Here is a 21915-nt window from a genome sequence, read left to right as displayed (position 1 = left end):
AGTTACGTCACCGTAGGGAGATCGTCGTGACCACACTGAGCCAGACCGCGCTGCTGACCGAGCTGGAGCCGGTCGTGGAGAAGAACCTCGACCGGCACCTGTCCCTGGCGAAGGAGTGGTTCCCGCACGAGTACGTGCCGTGGAGCGAGGGACGTACCTTCGACGGGCCGCTCGGCGGCGAGGCGTGGTCCGAGCAGGACAGCACCATCCCCGAGGTGGCCCGTACCGCGCTGATCGTCAACCTCCTCACGGAGGACAACCTGCCCTCGTACCACCACGAGATCGCCACGCTCTTCGGCCGCGACGGCGCCTGGGGGACCTGGGTGCACCGGTGGACCGCCGAGGAGGGTCGGCACGGCACCGCCATCCGCGACTACCTGACGGTCACCCGGGCGGTGGACCCGGTGGCCCTGGAGCGGGCCCGGATGACGCACATGTCGGCCGGGTACCACAACGTGCACGACGACGAGGTGCTGCACTCCCTGGCGTACGTCTCGTTCCAGGAGCTGGCCACCCGGATCTCGCACCGCAACACCGGGCGGGTGACCGGCGATCCGGCCTGCGAGGCGCTGCTGGCGCGGGTCGCGGCCGACGAGAACCTGCACATGGTCTTCTACCGCAACCTGCTCGCGGCGGCGTTCGAGCTGGCGCCCGGCCAGGCGATGCGGGCGGTGGCCGACGTGCTCGCCGACTTCCAGATGCCCGGCGCCGGCATCGACGGCTTCGCCCGTAAGTCCGTGACGATCGCTCTGGCCGGCATCTACGACCTGCGGCAGCACCGCGATGAGGTGGTCATGCCGGTGCTGCGGCAGTGGGACGTGTTCAGCGTGACCGGCCTGGACGCCGACGGCGAGGCCGCCCGGGACGAGATCGCCGGACACCTCGACGCCCTGGAGCGCAACGCCGCGCGCTTCGAGGAGAAGCGCGACGCCCGCGCCGCCCGCCTGGCCACGAGGAGCTGACCCGGGTACCCCGGGCGCGACCGTCGCTGGCTCTCTCTGACGACGACCGCGCCCGGGGCAGCTCGCTCCCGGCTCCCGCCTCCCGCTCCCCGCTCCCCGCCCCCGCTCCCCGCTCCCGCGATCTTGCACTTCCTGCCCCGACGAAAGCCGCACAAGCCGCGAAACAGCGACCAAAAGTGCAAGATCGCCGCGGGGAGGGGTGGGGTTGGGCGGGGGGCGCGGAGGGGCGGGGCGGGGATGGTTCGGGGGTCAGGCGGGGGAGTCGAGGGGGAAGAGGAGGCAGCTCGAGGTGGCGTGGGCTACCAGGCGGTCCTTCGTGTCGGTCAGGCGGGCCTCCGCCAGGGCGGTGCGGCGACCGCGCTGGAGCACGGTGCCCTCGCAGCGCAGGATGCCCGAGTCCACGGTGACCGGCCGGAGGAACTTCACGTTCAGGTCCAGCGAGGTGTAGCCGACGCCCGCCGGCAGCGTGGTGTGCACCGCGCAGGCGGCGGCGGTGTCCAGCAGCGTGGAGATGACCCCACCGTGGACGGTGCCGAGCGGGTTGTAGTGGAACTCCTGCGGCATCAGCTCGACGGCGACGCGGCCCTCGTCGGCCTCCATCCGGGCGATGTCCACCAGGTGCATGATCGGCGGTGCGGCCAGCTCGCCGGCGATCATCGCCCGCAGCAGTTCCAGGCCGCTGCGTCGCCCGAGGTGGGCCGCGTTGATGCCCGGGTCGGACCAGGAGAACGTACGGCTGCGCACCGGGTCCTGCGTCTGCGTCATGGACTCAGCCTGCACCGCGTTGCTGAGTCTGTCAATCAGACCTAGCCTTGGCTGGTATGAGACCCCCGGCACTGGACTGGTCGATCGAGAACTGCACCATCGCCCGCGCGATGGAGGTCCTCGGTGAGCGGTGGACCATGGTGGTGCTGCGCGAGGTCTTCAACGGCGTACGCCGCTTCGACGACATGCGGGTCCGCACCGGCATCCCCCGGCAGGTGCTCACCAACCGGCTGGCCACCCTCGTGGAACAGGGGGTGCTGCGCCGCGAGCCGTACCGCGAGCCGGGCAGCCGGGTCCGGCACGAGTACCGCCTGACCGACAAGGGACTCGACCTGTGGCCGGTGCTGGTCGCCGTGCTCGGCTGGGGTGACCGCTACCTCGCCGACCCGGAGGGCTCCCCGCTCACCGTCGCCCACCGCGAGTGCGGCGGCGAGGTCCGCGTCGAGTTGTGCTGCGCGCGCGGGCACGAGGTCGCCGGTCCGCGCGACGTGGTGCCGCGTCCGGGTCCCGGGGCGCGCCGCCGGGCCGACTGACGCCGACGACCCTCCGGGCGTACGCCCCGAGGGGGCGCCCGCGTGCCGTTCCCGCGGGCGTAGGTGTATCGGCGATCGTGCATATGTGGTCTCTCTCCCGGTGTGACGGTGGCCGCCGGGGAATGTATCCACAGTGTTGCATGGCTGTGACGGATCAAGCTCGGGTGAATTCGGACGAATCCAGGTCTTGCCTACGATCTTAAGTATGTGAATACTTCAGTTCACCCGACCGGTTCCCCCAGCTCGGCCGGGTTGCCCCTGGCTCTCGCCACCCCCGGCGCGGGCCGTAGCCCCCTCTCCCGGAGGTTGTTACATGCGACCCACGAGGTCAACGTTCCGCCGTGCCGCCACGATCGTCGCGGCCGGAACCCTGGTCGCCGGTGGACTCATCGGCGCCCCGGCCCAGGCCGCCTCCGCCGCCTCGCCGGACGCCGCCGCCACCCTCGCCCAGCGCCTCGGCGACCGCGCCGCCGGCACGTACGCCGGCGCCAACGGCAAGATGGTCGTCGCGGTCACCGACGCCCTCGCCGCGCGCCAGGTCGCCGCCGCCGGCGCCACCCCGAAGATCGTCGAGCGCGGCGCCGCCGAGCTGAACCGCGCCACCGCCGAGCTGGAGCGCACCGCGAAGATCCCCGGCACCGCCTGGTGGACCGACCCGGCCACCAACCAGGTGGTCGTCTCCGTCGACAGCACCGTCACCGGCGCCAAGCTGGAGCAGGTCAAGGCCGCCGCCGCGCGTACCGGCGGCGCGGTGCGCATCGAGTCCGAGGCCGGCGTGCTGAGCACCCGCATCTCCGGCGGCCAGGCCATCTACGCCCAGGGTGGTGGCCGCTGCTCGCTCGGCTTCAACGTCCGCAACAGCGCCGGCGAAAAGTTCTTCATCACCGCCGGGCACTGCACCAACATCGCGGCGAACTGGTACTCGAACTCCGCCCAGACCTCGCTGCTGGGCAGCCGTACCGGCACCAGCTTCCCGGGCAACGACTACGGCATCGTCCGGTACAGCAACCAGACCACCACGCAGCCGGGCAACGTCTCCCTCTACAACGGCAGCTTCCGGGACATCACCGGCTCCGGCAACGCCTTCGTCGGCCAGTCGGTGCAGCGCTCCGGCAGCACCACCGGCCTGCGCAGCGGCTCCGTCACCGCGCTCAACGCCACGGTCAACTACGCCGAGGGCTCCGTCTCCGGCCTGATCCGCACCAACGTCTGCGCCGAGCCGGGCGACAGCGGCGGCTCGCTGTTCAGCGGCGGCACCGCCCTGGGCCTCACCTCCGGCGGTAGCGGCAACTGCCGTACCGGCGGCACCACGTTCTTCCAGCCGGTCCCCGAGGTGCTGAGCCGCTACGGCGTGGCCGTCTACTGATCCGTACGCACCACACGGCGGGCCGTCGGGCAACCGGCGGCCCGCCCGCGTGCAAGGAAGGGCCCCCCGTTAACGCCTCGTGTAGAGCAGGGGGCCCCTCTTAACACCTACCTGTCCGGACGGCGGTGCAGAGCCAGCGCCACCACGAGTGGGCAGAGCGCTTCGGCGCCGGCGGCCACCCGCTCGGCCAGCCCGATCCGGGGACCTCCGGTGACCAGTTCCACCACGAACCATCCCACCGCCACGAGCAGCACCGCCGCTGCGGTCGTACCCCCGCGCGGTGGAAGGCCGGCGGACGGTGACGGCGCGCGGCGTCGGACCGCCGCGAGCGCCGGCCACAGCGCCAGGGCGCCGAACGCGACGGCGGCGGCCAGCCCGTGCGGCGCCGAGGAGCCGCGTTCGGCGGGGAGCGGGAAGGCCGCGACCGCGACCGTGGCCGCGCCGCCGAGGGCCAGCAGCGCCCGGCCGGTCGGGCGCAGCGACCGCAGCCCGGCGGCGGTCACGCAGTGGCACAGGCCGAGGCCGACCAGGGCGAGCGTCATGATCCAGCGGTCGGTGGCGTCGCGCGCCGCGAGCGCGCTGATCGTGCCGGCGACCTGGTCGAAGCCGCCCGGCTGGCGGGCGGCGGCGAGCGTCCAGCCGCCGATCAGCAGGACCGGCGCGGCGGTCGCGGAGAGCAGGGCCCACGGGGGTACGCGCATTCGGCACACCGTACGCGGACCGGCGCGCGCCGGTCTGCGGGCGTTAAGCGGGGACCCCTCCTCTACCGCAGGCGTTAAGAGGGGGCCCTTCCTTACCCAGCGACCGGGCGCGGGGGGAGGCTGACAGAATGCGGGTGAAGCAGACGTAGGAGCAGATGAGGAGACGCAAGTCGTGATCCGTACCCATGACGCCGGCAGCCTGCGCGCGACGGACGCCGGCACCACGGTGACGCTCGCCGGGTGGGTGGCCCGCCGGCGCGACCACGGCGGTGTCATCTTCGTCGACCTGCGCGACGGCTCCGGCGTCGTCCAGGTCGTCTTCCGCGAGGAGGACGCGCACGCGCTGCGCAACGAGTTCTGCGTGAAGGTCACCGGCGAGGTGACCCGCCGCCCCGAGGGCAACGAGAACCCGGAGCTGCCGACCGGCGAGATCGAGGTGACCGCGACCGCGCTGGAGGTGCTCTCCGAGGCGGCGCCGCTGCCGCTGCCGGTCGACGACCAGGTCGAGGCCGGCGACGACATCCGCCTGCGCTACCGCTACCTGGACCTGCGCCGCAGCGGCCCGGCGAACGCGATGCGGCTGCGGTCGCGGGCCAGCCAGCTCGCCCGCGCGGTGCTGCACGAGCGGGACTTCCTGGAGATCGAGACCCCGACCCTGACCCGGTCGACGCCCGAGGGCGCCCGGGACTTCCTGGTGCCGGTGCGGCTGCAGCCCGGCAGCTGGTACGCGCTGCCGCAGTCGCCGCAGCTGTTCAAGCAGCTGCTCATGGTCGGCGGCATGGAGCGGTACTACCAGATCGCCCGCTGCTACCGCGACGAGGACTTCCGCGCCGACCGGCAGCCGGAGTTCACCCAGCTCGACATCGAGATGTCCTTCGTCACCGAGGACGACGTGATCGACCTCGGCGAGGCGATCGTCTCGGCGCTGTGGAAGGACCTGGCCGGGCACGAGATCTCCCGGCCGATCCCGCGCATCACCTGGCACGACGCGATGGCCCGGTACGGCTCGGACAAGCCGGACCTGCGCTACGGCGTCGAGCTGACCGAGCTGACCGACTACCTGCGCGGCACCGGGTTCCGGGTGTTCGCCGGAGCGATCGACGCGGGCGGGTACGTCGGCGCGGTCGTCATGCCGGGCGGTGCGTCGCAGACCCGCAAGGAGCTGGACGGCTGGCAGGACTGGGCCAAGGCGCGGGGCGCCAAGGGCCTCGCGTACGTGGTGCTCGACGCCGAGACGGGTGCGCCGCGCGGCCCGGTGGCGAAGAACCTCTCCGAGGGGCACCTGGCCGGGCTGGCCGACGCGGTCGGCGCCAAGCCGGGCGACGCGGTCTTCTTCGCCGCCAGCCCGGACACGCGCGAGGCGCAGGAGCTGCTCGGTGCGGCGCGGATCGAGATCGCCAAGCGGGCCGGCCTGGTCGACGAGAGCGCCTGGGCGTTCTGCTGGGTGGTCGACGCGCCGATGTTCGAGAAGACCGACGAGGGTGGCTGGACGGCCGTGCACCACCCGTTCACCTCGCCGAACGCCGACTGGGTGGGCCGCTTCGAGGAGGCGCCGGACCGCGCGCTCGCGTACGCGTACGACATCGTCTGCAACGGCAACGAGATCGGCGGCGGCTCCATCCGTATCCACCGGGGTGACGTGCAGAAGCGGGTCTTCGACCTGCTGGGCATCACGCCGGAGGAGGCGCAGGACAAGTTCGGCTTCCTGTTGGAGGCGTTCAAGTACGGCGCCCCGCCGCACGGCGGCATCGCGTTCGGCTGGGACCGGGTCTGCATGCTGCTGGCCGGCGCGGACTCGATCCGCGAGGTCATCGCCTTCCCGAAGACCCGGGGTGGCTTCGACCCGCTGACCGGCGCGCCCACCCCGATCACGGCCCAGCAGCGCACCGAGGCCGGCATCGACGCCAAGCCCAAGCCGCAGGCAACCCCCCACACCGGCACCGCCGGCCCGACCGCCCCGGTAGCCGACCCCACCTGACCCCACCCCACCCCCCGGCCCCCCAGCCGGTCCCGTTGATCAAGAGGTTTGCGTCATGATCGGGCCTCCGATTGACGCAAACCTCTTGATCAACAAGGGGGAGGGGTGGGGATGACGCTGCTCGTGGTGGGAGCCAGTGGGTTTCTTGGTGGGGAGGTGTGTCGGCAGGCGGTTGCCGGCGGGCGCGCGGTGGTCGGAACCTGTCACGGCGGGTCCGTGGGGGTGGCGGGCGTCGTCGTGCGTCGGCTCGACGTGACCGATCGGGCCGCCGTGCGCGCGCTCCTGGCCGAGGTACGCCCCGACGCCGTCGTCGCCACCCCCTACCGGTACGACGACTGGGCCGTCACCGCCGACGGGGCGGCCCACGTCGCGTACGCGGCCGCCGAGGTGGGGGCACGCCTGGTGCACCTGTCCAGCGACGCGCTGCACGCCGGTCGCCCGACGCCGTACTCCGACGACGACCCGCCCACGCCGATCTTCCCGTACGGCGCGGCGAAGGCGGCGGCGGAGACCGCGGTACGGGCGGTCGACCCGGGCGCGGCGCTGGTGCGTACCTCGCTGATCGTCGGTGAGGGCAGCAAGCAGATCCAGCTCTGCCGGGACGCCCTCGCCGGCCGGGCCGCCCTGTTCAGCGACGAGTTCCGCTGCCCCATCGACGTGACCGACCTGGCCGCCGCCGTCCTCGAACTCGTCGACGGTGACCACGCCGGCCCGCTCAACGTGGCCGGGCCGGACGCGGTGAGCCGCGCCGAGCTGGGCCTGCTGGTGGCGCGCCGGGAGGGCCTCGACCCGGCCGGCCTGAAGACCACCACCAGTGCGGCGTCGGGTCTGCACCGTCCCACCGAGGTACGCCTCGACTCCACCCGCGCCACCGGGCTGCTGCGGACCCGCCTGCGCGGTGTGGTCGAAATCCTGGCCTGATCCCGCCGCCGGATCGTCAAGAAGCAAGCACACTTTCTGTGCACAACTATTGTGCACAGAAAGTGTGCAGAGATAGTGTGCGTCCATGGAGAATCCCTCGTCACCACCGTCCGAGGCTCGGGAGGTCCACCTCGACGGTCGGCAGGTGCGTGTCCTGGCGCACCCTCTGCGGATGCGCCTGCTCGGCTCCCTGCGGCTGGACGGCCCGGCCACCGCCACCGCCCTGGCCGAGAAGCTGCACACCAACACCGGCGCGACCAGCTACCACCTCCGCCAGCTCGCCGAGGTCGGCCTGGTGGCCGAGGACCCGGAGCTCGGCACCGGCCGGCAGCGCTGGTGGCGGGCCGTCCACGACATCAGCAACTTCGAGCCCACCGACTTCGACGACGACCCGGACGCCCGGGCCGCCGTGGAGTGGATCATGGCCGACCAGGTGCGGCACCTCGTCGAGGCGGCGCAGCGGTGGCGATCCGTCGCCGCCGACCACGACCGCGCGTGGCGGGACGCCGCCGGCATGGGCGACCTGGTCCTGGCCCTCGACCCGGCCCGCCTGCGGGCGCTCAACGACGAACTGTGGGCGGTGCTGATGCGCTACCGCGACGAGTCGCTGCCCCCCGGCCCGGACGCGCGCGCCGTGCACGTCTTCCTGTCCGCGTTCCCCCGCGTGGAGGACCGATGAGCACCCTGACCGTCCACCAGGTCCGGCGGCGCTACCTCGTCCTGCACGGCCTGCGCTGGCTGCCGGTCGGGCTGGTCATCCCGGTGACCATCCTGCTCATGCAGGAGCGCGGCCTGTCGCTGACCCAGATCGGCCTGGCCTTCGCCGCCCAGGGCCTGCTGGTCCTCGCCCTGGAGCTGCCCACCGGCGGCCTCGCCGACGCCCTCGGCCGGCGGCCCGTGCTGGTGGTCGCCGCCGTGGTCAACCTCGCCTCCACCGGCCTGCTGGTGGTGGCGGACACCTTCGCGCTGCTGATCGCCGTCTGGGCGTTGCAGGGCGTCTACCGGGCGTTGGACAGCGGCCCCCTCGAAGCCTGGTACGTCGACACCACCCTCGCCGCCGACCCCGACGCCGCGTACGAGAAGGGGCTCGCCCGGGGCGGGACGGTCCTCGGCCTGTGCATCGCCGCGGGCGCCCTGCTCAGCGGCGGCCTGGTCGCGCTCGGGCCGATCGGGCCGGTCAGCGCCCTGACCACGCCGGTCCTCGTGGCGGTCGCACTTCAGCTGGTGTCCCTGGTGGCGCTACTGACGCTGCTGGTCGAGACCCGTCCCGCCGCCGGGAGCGGCGCGCTGCGCTCCTCGGTGGCCGAGGTGCCCCGGATGGTGGGTCAGGCGTTCGGGCTGCTCCGCCGCTCGCGGGTGCTGGCCGCACTGGTGACGGTCGAGCTGTTCTGGGGCTTCGGCATGATCTCCTTCGAGAGCCTGTTGCCGGTCCGCCTCGCCGAGGTCGTCGGCGACCCCGACCGGGCGGCGGCGCTGCTCGGGCCGGCCAGCACGGTCGCCTGGCTCGCCTCGGCCGGTGCCGCGGCGCTCGTCCCGCTGCTGACCCGCCGGCTCGGCGCGCCCGCCAGTGCCGTGCTGCTGCACGTCGTGCAGGGCGTCACCGTGGTCGGCATGGCCCTGCTCGCCGGTCCGGTCGGCGTGCTGGTCGCCTACTTCCTCTGCTACGCCATGCACGGCGCGGCGAACCCGGTTTACCAGGGGCTGGTGCACCGGCAGGTCGACGGTCCGCACCGCACCAGCGTCCTGTCGCTCACCTCGATGGTGGCCATGCCCTCCGCCGCGGCCGGTGGCGTGGTGCTCGGCGCGGTGGCCGACCGGGCGAGCGTGAGCACCGCGATGCTGGCCGGCGCGGCCGCCCTGGCGCTCGCCGCCCTGGGCTACCTGCCCTCCTGGCGGGCCGCCCGCCGGTCACGTCAGGTGCACCGAGGTGCGGCCGAGGGTGCCGGTGTAGCCGAGGCGGCGGTAGAGACGGATCGCGTCCACGTTGTCGGTGTAGACGCCGAGCGCGACCGTGTCGTGCCGGGCGGACAGGGCGCGCGTCATGCCCGCGGTCAGGGCGGCCCCCAGGCCACGGCCCCGGCGGTCCGGCGCGACGGTCAGCCCGGCGACGAAGCCGATGTCGCCCCGGCTGCGGTCGGCGCCGCAGGCCACGAGCCGGTCGCCGTCGCGGATGCCGTACCAGTCGACGATCCGCGGGTCGTCGGGACGTGACGTCGTGCTCGGGAACGAGGAGTCGATCAGCGCGGTCAGCGCCGGGTGGTCCGCGTCGGTGAGGCGGACCACCCGCTCCTCCTCCGGCTGGTGGGGCGGCGCAGCGGTGGCCCAGAGGAAGTCCCACTCGTGGTGCAGGTCCACCGCGATCCGACCGGCCAGCAGCGCCGGGTCCAGGTGGGGCAGGTGCAGCCACCGGTCCGGGCCGAGTGCGCCGTCGGCGACGAGGTCGGCGACGAGATCGACCGCCGGCTCCGGCGCGCCGATCACGGCACCCGCCGGGCCCTGCCCGTCCGGCAGCAGCCATCCGACCGCGTCGCCCCGGCGCCAGCCGCGTGGCTGGTCGTCGTGCCAGAGGGCGAACCGCGCGTACGGGTGGTGACCGGTCGCCGCCAGGATGGCGTCCCGCCCCTCCAGGGCGTCAGCCGCGATGATCATGCCCTCAGCCTAGAACGCCGGTGGCGTCGGGCATCGGGCCGGAGGCACCTCATCCACGGTGGAGATTGGCGCGCGGACCGATTGGGTACATCCCGGGCCGACCTACTGGGAACCCCCACCGGAGGAACGACATGCTCGCCATTCTCGCGGCAATCGTCTTCGCTTTCGCCCTGCTCATCGACCTGCTCAACACGAACTTCGGTGCTCCGGACCTGTTCGAGCGGTTCACCCTGATGCTCATCGGCCTGCTGCTGCTCTCCCTCTACCTCGCCGGCGTCGGCAGCGGCCCGCGCGGCGGCGGTGGCGGTCGCTGGTACCGCGGTCGGCGCCCGGGCCGGGGCTGACCGGATCCGATCATCGACGGCCCGGTCGGTGGCGCTGGTTCGGCGCCATCGGCCGGGCCCGGTACTGTTCCCGTGATGGAGTCCGACGCCCTCTTCACCCTCGGTGAACCCGCCGGTGCGCCCGCCGCGCCCACGGGCCCCGCCGGTGTGGACGGCTTCACCCCGGTCCGCGAGGACTCACCTCTGCCGGTCCGGATGCGCCCCGCGAGCCTCGACGAGCTGGTCGGTCAGGATCATCTCCTCGCGCCGGGCGCACCCCTGCGGCAACTCGTCTCCGCCGCCGCACCGATGTCGGTCATCCTCTGGGGGCCGCCCGGCAGCGGCAAGACCACGATCGCGCACCTGGTGGCCCGCGCCACCGACCGCCGGTTCGTCGCCATGTCCGCGCTCTCCGCCGGGGTCAAGGACGTCCGCGCGGTCATCGAGACCGCCCGCCGCCAGCGCCGCTCGGGCGGCCCGCAGACCGTGCTCTTCATCGACGAGGTGCACCGGTTCAGCAAGACCCAGCAGGACTCGCTGCTCGCCGCCGTCGAGGACCGTACGGTCACGCTGCTCGCGGCGACCACCGAGAACCCGTACTTCTCGGTCATCTCGCCGCTGCTCTCGCGGTGCGTGCTGCTCACCCTCCAGCCGCTGGACGACGAGGCGGTGCGCGGCCTGCTGCGGCGCGCGGTCGCCGACCGGCGCGGCCTGGCCGGCGTCCTCACCCTCGAACCGGAGGCGGAGGACCACCTCGTCCGCCTCGCGGCCGGCGACGTCCGCAAGGCGCTCACCGCGCTGGAGGCGGCCGCGGCCTCGGCGACCGCCCTCGGCGCGGGCCGGATCGACCTCGCCACCGCGGAGCAGGCGGTCGACACCGCGGCGGTCCGGTACGACCGCGACGGCGACGCCCACTACGACGTGACCAGCGCGTTCATCAAGAGCATGCGCGGCTCGGACGTGGACGCCGCCCTGCACTGGCTGGCCCGGATGCTGGTGGCCGGTGAGGACGCCCGGTTCATCGCCCGACGCCTGGTCATCTTCGCCAGCGAGGACGTCGGCATGGCCGACCCGGCCGCGCTCGGCGTGGCCACCGCCGCCGCCCACGCCGTCGAGTACGTCGGGCTGCCCGAGGCCCAGCTCAACCTCGCCCAGGCGGTCATCCACCTGGCGACCGCGCCGAAGTCCAACTCGGCCACCACGGCCATCGGCGCGGCCATCGCCGACGTCCGGGCCGGCCGGGGCGGCTCCGTGCCGCGCGGGTTGCGCGACGCGCACTACGCCGGCGCCAAGGGGCTCGGTCACGGCACCGGGTACCGCTATCCGCACGACGACCAGCGGGGCGTGGTGACCCAGCAGTACGTGCCCGACGATCTCGTCGGGACCGATTACTACCGGCCCAGTCAGCACGGCGCCGAACGCTCGGTCGCCACCCGGCTGCCGCTGCTGCGCCGTATCGTGCGTGGGCTTCCCACCCCGGCTCCGCGCCCCTCGGCGCCGGCCGCCGGGACCGGGAGCGCCGACGACGGCGACCGCCCGGGGGGTACGGGCGACAACGGGGCGCACGAGAGCGGCAACGACGCCGCCGGGGAGGGTCAGCAGTGAAACCACGTGGTGGGGAGCGACCCGAGGACGGTCCCGAGGAGCGGCGTGACTCCCGCCCCAAGGGCCGCCGGTGGGGGCGGGGCAAGGCCGAGCCCGAGCCGGAGGAGGCGGTCAGCGGCGAGGAGTTCGGCTGGATCGACGAGCTGCGGACGGCCAAGCAGGACCGGGGCGAGCTGGGGCCCGGTGGCGTACCGGCGCCCGGCGGTCGTCCCGCGGCAGAGCGGCCCGGCCCGGACGCGCCCGGCCGGCGAGGTCCCGGTCCCGCCGCGACACCACCCGTACGGCGGGGCGAGGCGGAGCCGCCGCGCCCGCGCCCGGTCGACGGGCCCTGGCCCGGTTCCCCGGAGCCGTCCGGCCCGGCGGGCCGCGTCGACGCCCGCCCACCCGCCCAGCGCCCCGGCCCGGCCGGCCCAGCGGCTCCCGGCGGCGGCTGGCCGCAGGGCCCCCCGGACGGCCCGGACCGCCGACCGGGACCCGTGCCCGGCCCGCCGGCACCGCAGATGCCGCCGGCCGGCCGGTCGCAGCCCGGTCATCCGGCGGATCCGCCCGCCGGACCTCCGCGCGGCGCACCGTCGGGTCCGCCCCCCGGGCCACTGCAGGGGCTCCGGGACGCGCGCACGGCGAGCCGGGAGGACGGGCCGGATCTGAACCGGTCGCGTGACCTGCGGGGTTCTGCGGAGCGGGCTCGTGGGTCGGTTGACGGGCCGGATCTGAATCGCTCGGGTGATGTGCGGGGTTCTGCGGAGCGGGCTCGTGGGTCGGTTGACGGGCCGGATCTGAATCGCTCGGGTGATGTGCGGGGTTCTGCGGAGCGGGTCCGGGGGTCGGTTGACGGGCCAGATCTGAATCGCTCGCGTGACCTGCGGGGTTCGGCGGAGCGGGTCCGGGGGTCGGTTGACGGGCCGGATGTGAACCGGTCGCGTGACCTGCGGGGTTCTGCGGAGCGGGTCCGGGGGTCGGTTGACGGGCCGGATCTGAATCGCTCGGGTGATGTGCGGGGTTCTGCGGAGCGGGTCCGTGGGTCTGTTGACGGGCCGGATCTGAATCGCTCGGGTGACGTGCGGGGTTCCGCGGAACGGGTCCGGGGGTCGGTCGGTCGGGAGGACGGGCCGGACCTGAACCGGTCGCGTGACCTGCGGGGTTCTGCGGAGCGGGCTCGTGGGTCGGTTGACGGGCCGGATGTGAACCGGTCGCGTGACCTGCGGGGTTCGGCGGAGCGGGTCCGGGGGTCGGTTGACGGGCCGGATGTGAACCGGTCGCGTGACCTGCGGGGTTCTGCGGAGCGGGTCCGGGGGTCGGTTGACGGGCCGGATCTGAATCGCTCGGGTGATGTGCGGGGTTCTGCGGAGCGGGTCCGGGGGTCGGTTGACGGGCCGGATGTGAACCGGTCGCGTGACCTGCGGGGTTCCGCGGAAAGGGTCCGGGGGCCGGTTGACGGGCCGGATGTGAACCGGTCGCGTGACCTGCGGGGTTCGGCGGAGCGGGTCCGGGGGTCGGTTGACGGGCCGGACCTGAACCGCTCGGGTGACCTGAGGAGTTCCGCGGGACGGGTTCGCGTGCCTCCGCCGGGAGCCCAGCCGACCGGCAACGCCCCGGCCGGGCCGCGCCCCGGCCCCGGCGTACCCACCGACGTGCCACCTCCGCACGGCGCGGCTGACGGTCGGCGTGCCCCGGGGAACCGTCCCGGTCCGCCGGCCGGCGTCGACGACACGACCGGCCGTGGCCGCAGGCTCGATGGTCCCGCCGGCCCCGGCGCCTACCCGGACGCCGTCGCCGGTCGGCGTCGCGGGGCGACCGGAGGCGAGCCGCCCACACCCGGCGGCGGCAACGCGCCGGCCGGACCGCGCGGCCGCAACGCCCCGCCGGTGCCGCGCGGCGGCGACGTGCCGGGCGGCGGCGCTGCGCCGGCCGTCCCCGGGATGTCCGGTGTGGAGACGGTTCCCGGCGCCGGTCGGCGCCGGGTGCCGGAGACGGAACAGCCCGTGGTGCCCCGCAGCGGCAACGCGCCCCCGCTGCCCGGCGCGGAGCCCCGCACCGACGGCGGTGGGCCGGTCCGGGGTCGCCGTGCCGCCCCGGACGACGATGCCCCCACAGGCGGCCGGCGGGCCGCCCCGGACCAGACGGACCCGGGCACACGCGGACGGCGTGCCCTTCCCGACGACACCGACAGCGGCCGGCGGGGCCGGCGCGCCCGTCCCGAGCCCGGCGACGCGGACGTTCCGGCGCGCGGTCGACGTGCCCTGCCCGACGACGGGGACGGCACCGGCCGGGGCCGACGTGCGGCCGCCGACGGCGGGGACTCCGCTGCACCGCGCCCCCCGGCGCCGTCCGGCGCTGCCGGCACGCCCCGGCGCGACCGGCCGGAACGGCCCGCCGACTGGCTCCGCCAGGCCGGCCGGGGCACCCACACCGATCCCAAGCTGCCCACGGTGACCCGACGGGCGGCGTCCACCCCGACGAGCGGCCCACCGTCGGCGCCCGATCGGGCGCCGGGTGACCCGGACGCTCCCGCCGCCGCGCGCCGGCCGACCGCCGGTCCCGGTGGACGCCCGCCACGCCCCGGAACGGGTGCCGGCGGAGGTCGACCGTCCACCGACCGTCCCCGTCCCGGCGCCGAACCGCCCCGGCCCACCGACGGGCCCCCGCCCGGACCCGCGGCTCCGCCCGGTGCGGGCCGACCGGTTCCGCCGGTGGGTGCCGGTGGCCCGGCTCCCGACGCGCGGTCGGCCGGCCGCGCCCGACCCGACGGCCCGCCCGAGGGGCCGGCGCGGGGCGCCGCGCGGCCCGGCACCGGCCCGATCCGTGGCGCCGCCGTGCCGCCCGGAGCCCTCCGTCCCGACGGCGCACCGGCCGGACCGCCCGCCGGTACGGCGCGGCCGGTCGATCCGCGCCACCGCGGCCCGCACCCGGGTCCCGGCCCGGCGCGCCCGCCGGCGGACGAGGCCGGCCGCTCCGAGGCGACCTCCGGCGGCGGTCTCCCCCCGGTGCCGCCGGGCCAGCCGGGCGTGGCCCGCGTACCCGCGCCGGGCCCGCGCGCCGACGACCGGTCGGCGGGACGCGCTGCCCCACCGCACCGCGACCCGGGCCGTCCGGAGCCGTCCGGCGTCTCCCCGGTCCCGCCCCCGCCGGGCCGTCCCGCCGAACCGGCGGTGGCGCGTGCCGCCGTCGTGCCGCATTCCACCGGCCCGGTCCGGTCCGCTCCGGATCCCGCGGACGGGCCGGCCCTGCGAAGGGCCGCCGGCCCGGGCGGTGCTGACGACGACCCGCCGGCCGAGGGCGGCGCCCGGTCGGAGCTGCGCCGGCAGACGCGGGAGAAGAATCGACTGCGGCTGGGGGTGCTCGTCCTGGTCAGCGTGGTGCTGCTGGGCGCGATCCCGCTCTTCTTCGGTCTGCGTACGCTCAGCCGGGACCCCGTCTTCGACTCCCTCGACGACCTGGACGTGCCGAGCTGGGCAACGGTCCGGACGGTCGACGACGTCAGCGGCAGCCGGTGGTGCCTGCTGGACTGCCGGCTGCGGGAGCGCACGGTCACGTCGGAGCGCCCGCCGGAGGAGACGGCGCAGGCGTACGAGGCGGCGCTGGCCCGGGACGGCTGGCAGCGGTGGCAGGTGGCCCGGTGCCCCGAGAAGGAGGAGAAGGGCACCTACACCTGCTGGCGGCGGGACGAGCTGACCCTCGACCTCTGGGTACGCGAGCCGACGTGCGTCCCGCCTCCGGTCGAGGGTGAACCGGCGGCCGTGCCAGCACCCGCCCCGTCGGCCGCAGCGCAGGAGTGCGCCGGCTCGTTGGTGTCGGTGAAGGTACGCAACGCGATCGACGACGAGCGGACCCGGCCACAACCGAGCACCGACCCGTCACTCACCGGCGAGGATCCATACCCGACGCTCAGTGAGGATCCGCTCGGCGAGCTGACACCCTCACCGTCCTGAGCCGGTTTCGCTCACGGACGGTAGGGTCTGGGGCTGGCAGGCCCGCCTGCTCCCGCTGACCCGGCACGGGTCGCCGAGCGGTATCAGTGGACGAGACGATCGCGTGAACCGGGGACGCCGGTTGCCGCGTAACTCTGTTTGAGGAGGACAGGCGTGGAGTTTGGAGAGGTCGCGGCCCTGATCGCGGCGATCGCGTTCGCGATGCTGGTGTTGATCCTGACGCTGCCCATCCTGCGGCTGCGGCACACCGTGGACGCCGCCACCCGGATGATCAACGACCTCAACGACCGCAGCGCCCCGCTGCTCGGCGACGTCAACACCACGGTCAAGAACGTCAACGTCGCGCTGGAGCAGGTGCAGACGTCGCTGGACGGCGTGAACCTCCAGCTGGCCAAGGTCGACACCATGACCAGCCACGCGCAGAACGTCACCGCCAACGTCGCGAACCTGGCCACCGTCGTGTCGGCCGCCGCCGCGAACCCGCTGGTGAAGGTGGCGGCCTTCGGCTACGGCGTCCGCCGGGCCGCGGCGTCCCGCCGGCACGCGGAGACCGAGCGCGAGGTGCGCGACACGATCAAGCAGCAGCGTCGGGCCGCCCGGCGCGGCAACCGCTGACCCCGCCGGCGAGCAGGAGGTACGAGCATGAGGCGACTGTTCTGGCTGGGCATCGGTCTGGCGGTCGGCGTGGTGGTGGTGCGCAAGGCGACCCGCACCGCGCAGTCGTACACCCCGGCCGGCATCGCCAGCACCCTGTCGCAATCCGCTGGCGGGCTGGTGGAGGAGCTGCGTAGCTTCGTGGAGGACGTCCGGATCGGGATGGCCGAACGCGAGCAGGAGATCCACGCGGCGTTCGCCCGGGGCGAGGCGTTCGACGACCAGTTCGCCGAGCTGCGGGAGGACCCGCGGATCGGCGATCGAGAAATCTTTCCGGAGGAACACCAGCGATGAAGACGGCGGAGATCAAGCGGCGGTACCTCGCGCACTTCGAGGCGAACGGCCACGCCGTGGTGCCGTCCGCTCCGCTGCCCGCCATCAGCGACCCGAACCTGCTGTTCGTCAACGCCGGCATGGTGCAGTTCGTCCCCTACTTCCTGGGGCAGCAGACGCCGCCGTACCGCCGGGCCGTCAGTGTGCAGAAGTGCATCCGCACCCCGGACATCGACGAGGTCGGCAAGACCAGCCGGCACGGCACGTTCTTCCAGATGAACGGCAACTTCTCCTTCGGTGACTACTTCAAGGACGGGGCGATCCCGCTCGCCTGGGACCTGGTGACCAGGTCGCAGGAGCAGGGCGGCTTCGGCCTGGACCCGGAGCGGATCTGGCCCACGGTCTACCTCGACGACGACGAGGCGTTCGAGATCTGGCGGTCGGTCGGCGTGCCGGCCGAACGGATCGTCCGCCGGGGCAAGGCGGACAACTTCTGGTCGATGGGCATTCCCGGCCCGTGCGGCCCCTGCTCCGAGCTGTTCTACGACCGGGGTCCGGAGTACGGCCGCGAGGGCGGCCCGGCGGTCGACGAGGACCGCTACATGGAGTTCTGGAACCTCGTCTTCATGCAGTTCGAACGCGGCCCGGGCACCGGCAAGGAGGAGTACCCGATCCTGGGGGACCTGCCGGCGAAGAACATCGACACCGGCATGGGCCTGGAGCGCATGGCGTCGATCCTCCAGGGTGTCGACAACCTGTACGAGATCGACGAGGTCCGGCCGATCCTCGACAGGGCGGCGGAGCTGACGGGCAAGCGTTACGGCGCGAACTCCGGCCACGTGGCCAGCGAATCGCACCCGGACGACGTGCGCCTGCGGGTGGTCGCCGACCACGTCCGTACCGCCCTGATGCTCATCGGCGACGGCGTGACCCCGAGCAACGAGGGTCGCGGCTACGTGCTGCGCCGGATCATGCGCCGGGCGATCCGTTCCGTGCGGCTGCTCGGTTGGCAGGACCGGGCGCTGCCCGAGCTGCTGCCGGTGGCCCGGGACTGCATGGCCCCGTCGTACCCGGAGCTGGCCACCGACTTCGACCGGATCGCCGACTACGCGTACGCGGAGGAGGAGGCCTTCCTCTCCACCCTGCGGGCGGGCACCACGATCCTGGACACCGCGATCACCGAGACCCGCACGGCCGGGGGGAGGGCGCTGTCCGGGGAGAAGGCGTTCCAGCTGCACGACACGTACGGCTTCCCGATCGACCTGACCCTGGAGATCGCGGCCGAGCAGGGCCTGTCGGTCGACGCGGAGGGCTTCCGGCGGCTGATGGCCGACCAGCGGTCGCGGGCGAAGGCCGACGCGCACGCGCGCAAGACCGGGCACACCGACCTGTCGGCGTACCGGTCGGTGCTGGACGCCGGTGGCCCGGTCACCTTCACCGGCTACGGCGAGGTGTCGCGGGAGTCGACCGTCCGGGCGGTGCTCGGCGTCGACGGCCCGCGCCGGGCAGCGGTCGAGGGCGACACGATCGAGCTGGTGCTCGACGCCACCCCGTTCTACGCCGAGGGCGGTGGGCAGCAGCCCGACCAGGGCATGATCACCGTGGGCGGCGGCCAGGTCGAGGTGCTCGACGTGCAGCAGCCGGTTCCGGGGCTGATCGTGCACCGGGCCCGGGTGGTGCGGGGCGAGGTGCGCGCCGGTGAGACCGGGTACGCCGAGATCGACACGAGTCGCCGGCGGGCGATCTCCCGGTCGCACACGGCGACGCACCTGGTGCACCAGACGATGCGCAACTTCCTCGGTGAGTCCGCCACCCAGGCCGGTTCGCTGAACGCGCCCGGCCGCCTGCGGTTCGACTTCAACACCCCCACCGGGGTGGCGCCGAGCGTGCTGCGCGACGTCGAGCAGCAGGTGAACGAGGTGCTCCTGGCGGACCTCGAGGTGCACGCCTTCATCACCTCGCTGGAGGAGGCGCGGCGGATCGGCGCGATGGCGCTCTTCGGCGAGAAGTACGGCGAGGAGGTGCGGGTCGTCGAGGTCGGCGACTACGCGCGGGAACTGTGCGGCGGCACCCACGTGGCGCGCTCCGGCCAGCTCGGCCTCGTCAAGATCCTCTCCGAGTCGTCGATCGGCTCCGGCGTCCGCCGGGTCGAGGCGCTGGTCGGCATGGACGCGTTCAACTTCCTGGCCCGCGAGCACCTTCTGGTCTCCCGGCTCGCCGAGCTGTACCGGGTGCCCAGCGAGCAGGTCGCCGACCGGGTCGAGCAGACCGTGACGCAGCTGCGGGACGCGGAGAAGGAACTGGAGAAGCTGCGCGCCCAGCTCGTCCTCGGCGGCGCGTCGGCCCTCGCCGCGCAGGCGAAGGACGTGCACGGGGTCGCGTACGTCGGCACCGAGGCGCCGGAGGGTGCGGCCGGCAACGACGTGCGGACCCTGGCCCAGGAGATCCGTGGACGGATCGACCCGGCCCGGCCGGCGGTGGTCGCGGTGGCGGCGCGGGCCAACGGCAAGGCGTCGCTGGTGGTGGCCGTCAACCCGGCGGCCCGTGCCCGCGGCCTGGCCGCGTCGGACCTGGTGAAGGCCGCCTTCTCCGGACGCGGTGGCGGCAGTCCCGACCTCGCCCAGGGCGGCGGCCTGCCGGCGGCGGAAGCGCCCACGCTCCTGCTGACGGTCGAGAAGGCGATCGCCGAGGCGTGATGGACGACTCGACGCGACCAGGGCGGACCGCACGGTCCGCCCTGGTTCGTCATCCGAGGAGAGTGACGTTGGGTGACTGAGTTGCCGCGTGGCGTCCGCCTCGGTGTCGACGTCGGTCAGGTGCGGGTCGGGGTGTCCCGGTCCGATCCGCACGGGGTGCTCGCCACCCCGCTGGTCACCCTTGCCCGGGACCTGACGGCGGCGCCGGACACGGTGCCGAGCGACCTCGCCCAGCTCGCGGCCCTCGTGGCGGAGCACGAGGCGGTCGAGGTCGTCGTCGGCCTTCCGGTCAACCTCGCCGGCAAGCACGGTCCGGCGGCGGTCCACGTGCAGGCGTACGCTGACCAACTGGCCGATGTAATAGCGCCCGTTCCGGTAACGCTCACCGACGAGAGGATGTCCACGGTCGTGGCTTCTCGTAGGCTTGCCGAGCGCGGCGTCCGAGGACGACGACAACGGGCGGTGGTCGACCAGGCCGCCGCGGTGGAGATTCTGCAGAGCTGGCTGGACGCGCAGCGGAGGCGGACGCGATGATCGACGATCTCGACCTGGGGTTCGACGAGCAGGATCGGGGGGAGAAGGGCCGGCACCGGCGCGGTTACGCGCGTAAGCGCAACGGTGGTTCCGGTGGCGGGCGGGGCAAGACCGTCCTGGCTCTCCTGCTCGCCTTCGTCCTGCTGGGCGGCATCGGGGGCGGAGCCTTCTACGGCTTCGACCGGGTGCAGAGCTACTTCGTGACCCCGGACTACGACGGCGCCGGCACCGAGGAGGTGCAGGTCGAGATCAAGGCCGGCACGCTGCTCGCCGACATGGGCCTCACCCTCTACGAGGCCGGCGTGGTGAAAAGCACCAAGGCGTTCATCGAGGCCGCCGAGGAGAATTCGCTCAGCAAGAACATCCAGGCCGGCACGTACAAGCTGCGCAAGCAGATGAGCGCCGCGAACGCCATCACCGCGATGCTGGACCCGAAGAACAAGATCGTCAACGGGGTGACCATCCCCGAGGGGCGCACCGCGAAGAACATCTACAAGGTGCTCAGCGAGAAGACCAAGATCCCGGCCAAGGACTTCGAGGCCGCGGCCAAGAACCCGCTGGCGCTGGGCGTGCCGAACTGGTGGTTCAAGCGTGAGGACGGCAAGACGGTCAAGCCGTCGATCGAGGGCTTCCTCTACCCGGACACGTACGAGATTCCGCCGAAGGCGACCGCCGAGACGATCCTCAAGCAGATGGTGGAGAACTTCCTCACCGTCACCAGCGAGATGCAGTTCGCCGACAAGGTGCAGAAGGACCTGGGGGGCGTCAGCCCGTACGAGGCGCTGATCGTGGCGTCGCTCGCCCAGGCGGAGGCGGGTAACAAGGACGACCTCGGCAAGGTCGCCCGGGTCGCCTACAACCGCGTCTACAAGGGCAACTTCGACTGCGGCTGTCTGGAGATGGACGTCACCGTCAACTACTACCTGGAGCTGACCGGTCAGAAGACCAAGAGCTCCAAGGAGATGACCGAGTCCGACCTGAACAACCCCAGGAACCCGTACAACCGGAAGCTGCAGGGGTTGGTCCCCACGCCGATCAACAACCCGGGCAAGGACGCGCTGGCCGGTGCTATGGCGCCCCCGAAGGGCAACTGGCTGTTCTTCGTGGCGATCGACAAGGAGGGCCACTCCGAGTTCGCGGAGACCTACGAGCAGCACAAGCGCAACGAGGACAAGGCCCGGGAGGCCGGGATCATCTGATGGCGGCGCACAGGGCGGCGGTGCTCGGGAAGCCCATCGCGCACTCCCTCTCCCCGGTGATCCACAACGCCGGCTACGCGGCGGCGGGGCTCACCGGCTGGTCGTACACCCGGATCGAGTGCGCGGCATCGGAGCTGCCGGACCTGGTCGCGGGCCTGGGCCCGGAGTGGGCCGGGCTGTCGGTGACCATGCCCTGCAAGGAGGCGGCGCTCGCGGTGGCCGCGGAGGCCTCGCCGGTCGCCGCCGCCGTCGGCGCGGCCAACACGCTGGTACGCCGGCCGGACGGCTCCTGGTACGCGGACAACACCGACGTCGCCGGCATGGTCGACGTGCTGACCGGCGCGGGCGTACGCCCCGGTGCGACGGTGACCGTGCTCGGCGCCGGCGGTACCGCTCGGGCTGCGGTCGCGGCGGCGGCCCGGCTCGGCTGCACCTCCGTCGTCGCGGTCGCCCGGCGGGCGGCGGCGGTCGACGACCTGGCGGCCGTGGCGGAGGCGCTGGGAATCACGCTGACCGGCGCCGACTGGTCGGCTGCGGCGGACCGGATGCGGACCGACGTGGTGGTCTCCACCGTTCCGAAGGGTGTCGCCGACCCGCTGGCCGGGGAGGTCGACTGGCGGCCGGGAACGGTCTACTTCGACGCCGTCTACGATCCGTGGCCGACGCCGCTGGCCGCCTCCGCCGGGGCAGCCGGCTGCCCGGTCGTCTCCGGTCTCGACCTGCTCCTCGCCCAGGCACTCGGGCAGTTCGTCCACTTCACCGGTGTGGCCGCCCCGGTCGACGCGATGCGCGAGGCTCTGGCGGCAGCCCGCCGCTGACCCTTCCTG

General features: G+C 73.8%; 18 protein-coding genes and 1 pseudogene. 16 read left to right on the top strand and 3 right to left on the bottom strand.

Annotation, left to right across the window (positions count from 1 at the left end):
• The first annotated feature begins 26 nt into the window (after window positions 1–26).
• A complete protein-coding gene (locus ACTMSW_RS27075; RefSeq protein ID WP_441183511.1) occupies window positions 27–962 on the top strand; it encodes an acyl-ACP desaturase in 936 nt (311 codons plus the stop codon).
• Between the two features lie 249 nt (window positions 963–1211).
• Here the strand turns inward: ACTMSW_RS27075 and ACTMSW_RS27070 are convergent, their stop codons facing one another.
• Complete coding sequence (locus ACTMSW_RS27070; protein ID WP_441183510.1) at window positions 1212–1727, bottom strand: PaaI family thioesterase; 516 nt, start codon at window positions 1725–1727, stop codon at window positions 1212–1214.
• Between the two features lie 56 nt (window positions 1728–1783).
• On the opposite strand from ACTMSW_RS27070, the gene ACTMSW_RS27065 reads away from it, so the two are divergent.
• Both ACTMSW_RS27065 and ACTMSW_RS27060 read left to right on the top strand, forming a co-directional pair.
• Window positions 1784–2260 carry a winged helix-turn-helix transcriptional regulator gene (locus tag ACTMSW_RS27065; RefSeq protein WP_441183509.1) on the top strand — a complete coding sequence of 159 codons (477 nt, stop codon included), beginning with the start codon at window positions 1784–1786 and terminating at the stop codon, window positions 2258–2260.
• A gap of 313 nt (window positions 2261–2573) precedes the next feature.
• Window positions 2574–3626 carry a S1 family peptidase gene (locus ACTMSW_RS27060; protein WP_441183508.1) on the top strand — a complete coding sequence of 351 codons (1053 nt, stop codon included), beginning with the start codon at window positions 2574–2576 and terminating at the stop codon, window positions 3624–3626.
• Between the two features lie 107 nt (window positions 3627–3733).
• On the opposite strand, the gene ACTMSW_RS27055 is transcribed toward ACTMSW_RS27060, so the two are convergent.
• The gene (locus ACTMSW_RS27055; protein ID WP_441183507.1) at window positions 3734–4327 is read right to left on the bottom strand and encodes a DUF998 domain-containing protein; all 594 of its coding nucleotides are present in this window, start codon (window positions 4325–4327) and stop codon (window positions 3734–3736) included.
• Window positions 4328–4499: 172 nt separating this feature from the next.
• On the opposite strand from ACTMSW_RS27055, the gene aspS reads away from it, so the two are divergent.
• From aspS to ACTMSW_RS27035, 4 genes and pseudogenes are all read left to right on the top strand, one after another.
• Window positions 4500–6305 carry an aspartate--tRNA ligase gene (aspS, locus tag ACTMSW_RS27050; protein WP_441183506.1) on the top strand — a complete coding sequence of 602 codons (1806 nt, stop codon included), beginning with the start codon at window positions 4500–4502 and terminating at the stop codon, window positions 6303–6305.
• 111 nt (window positions 6306–6416) lie between these two features.
• On the top strand, window positions 6417–7226 hold the full coding sequence (locus ACTMSW_RS27045) for an SDR family oxidoreductase (RefSeq protein WP_441183505.1): 810 nt from the start codon (window positions 6417–6419) through the stop codon (window positions 7224–7226).
• Between the two features lie 85 nt (window positions 7227–7311).
• Window positions 7312–7905, top strand: a complete 594-nt coding sequence (locus tag ACTMSW_RS27040) for a helix-turn-helix domain-containing protein (RefSeq protein WP_441183503.1) — start codon at window positions 7312–7314, stop codon at window positions 7903–7905.
• A pseudogene (locus ACTMSW_RS27035) lies at window positions 7902–9242 on the top strand (MFS transporter); the annotation flags it as partial. The gene ACTMSW_RS27040 and the pseudogene ACTMSW_RS27035, both read left to right, overlap by 4 nt.
• Here ACTMSW_RS27035 and ACTMSW_RS27030 read toward each other — a convergent pair.
• On the bottom strand, window positions 9135–9875 hold the full coding sequence (locus ACTMSW_RS27030; protein ID WP_441183502.1) for a GNAT family N-acetyltransferase: 741 nt from the start codon (window positions 9873–9875) through the stop codon (window positions 9135–9137). The pseudogene ACTMSW_RS27035 and the gene ACTMSW_RS27030 sit on opposite strands and share 108 nt — an antisense overlap.
• A 131-nt stretch (window positions 9876–10006) precedes the next feature.
• Here ACTMSW_RS27030 and ACTMSW_RS27025 point away from each other — a divergent pair, with 131 nt between their 5' ends.
• From ACTMSW_RS27025 to ACTMSW_RS26985, 9 genes are all read left to right on the top strand, one after another.
• On the top strand, window positions 10007–10219 hold the full coding sequence (locus ACTMSW_RS27025) for a hypothetical protein (RefSeq protein WP_441183501.1): 213 nt from the start codon (window positions 10007–10009) through the stop codon (window positions 10217–10219).
• 75 nt (window positions 10220–10294) lie between these two features.
• Entirely contained in the window at window positions 10295–11803 is a 1509-nt protein-coding gene (locus ACTMSW_RS27020; RefSeq protein WP_441183500.1) for a replication-associated recombination protein A, read from the top strand.
• A gap of 3224 nt (window positions 11804–15027) precedes the next feature.
• Window positions 15028–15732 (top strand): hypothetical protein, encoded by a 705-nt coding sequence (locus ACTMSW_RS27015; RefSeq protein WP_441183586.1) that lies wholly within the window; start codon window positions 15028–15030, stop codon window positions 15730–15732.
• A 153-nt stretch (window positions 15733–15885) separates the two neighbouring features.
• Window positions 15886–16347: a DUF948 domain-containing protein gene (locus tag ACTMSW_RS27010; RefSeq protein WP_441183499.1), complete on the top strand. Its 462-nt coding sequence runs from the start codon at window positions 15886–15888 to the stop codon at window positions 16345–16347.
• A 27-nt stretch (window positions 16348–16374) separates the two neighbouring features.
• Entirely contained in the window at window positions 16375–16680 is a 306-nt protein-coding gene (locus tag ACTMSW_RS27005; protein ID WP_396717574.1) for a hypothetical protein, read from the top strand.
• Window positions 16677–19355: an alanine--tRNA ligase gene (gene alaS / locus ACTMSW_RS27000; protein WP_441183498.1), complete on the top strand. Its 2679-nt coding sequence runs from the start codon at window positions 16677–16679 to the stop codon at window positions 19353–19355. Before ACTMSW_RS27005 ends, alaS begins: the two co-directional genes overlap by 4 nt.
• A gap of 72 nt (window positions 19356–19427) precedes the next feature.
• The gene (ruvX, locus tag ACTMSW_RS26995; protein ID WP_441183497.1) at window positions 19428–19889 is read left to right on the top strand and encodes a Holliday junction resolvase RuvX; all 462 of its coding nucleotides are present in this window, start codon (window positions 19428–19430) and stop codon (window positions 19887–19889) included.
• Window positions 19886–21088 (top strand): endolytic transglycosylase MltG, encoded by a 1203-nt coding sequence (gene mltG / locus ACTMSW_RS26990; RefSeq protein WP_441183496.1) that lies wholly within the window; start codon window positions 19886–19888, stop codon window positions 21086–21088. Before ruvX ends, mltG begins: the two co-directional genes overlap by 4 nt.
• On the top strand, window positions 21088–21906 hold the full coding sequence (locus ACTMSW_RS26985) for a shikimate dehydrogenase (RefSeq protein WP_441183495.1): 819 nt from the start codon (window positions 21088–21090) through the stop codon (window positions 21904–21906). The genes mltG and ACTMSW_RS26985 overlap by 1 nt, the downstream gene beginning before the upstream one ends.
• Window positions 21907–21915 lie beyond the last annotated feature (9 nt).

This window comes from Micromonospora sp. BQ11 (genome assembly GCF_052068135.1).
Lineage (GTDB): Bacteria > Actinomycetota > Actinomycetes > Mycobacteriales > Micromonosporaceae > Micromonospora.
This window is presented reverse-complemented; position numbering and strand designations above follow the sequence as displayed.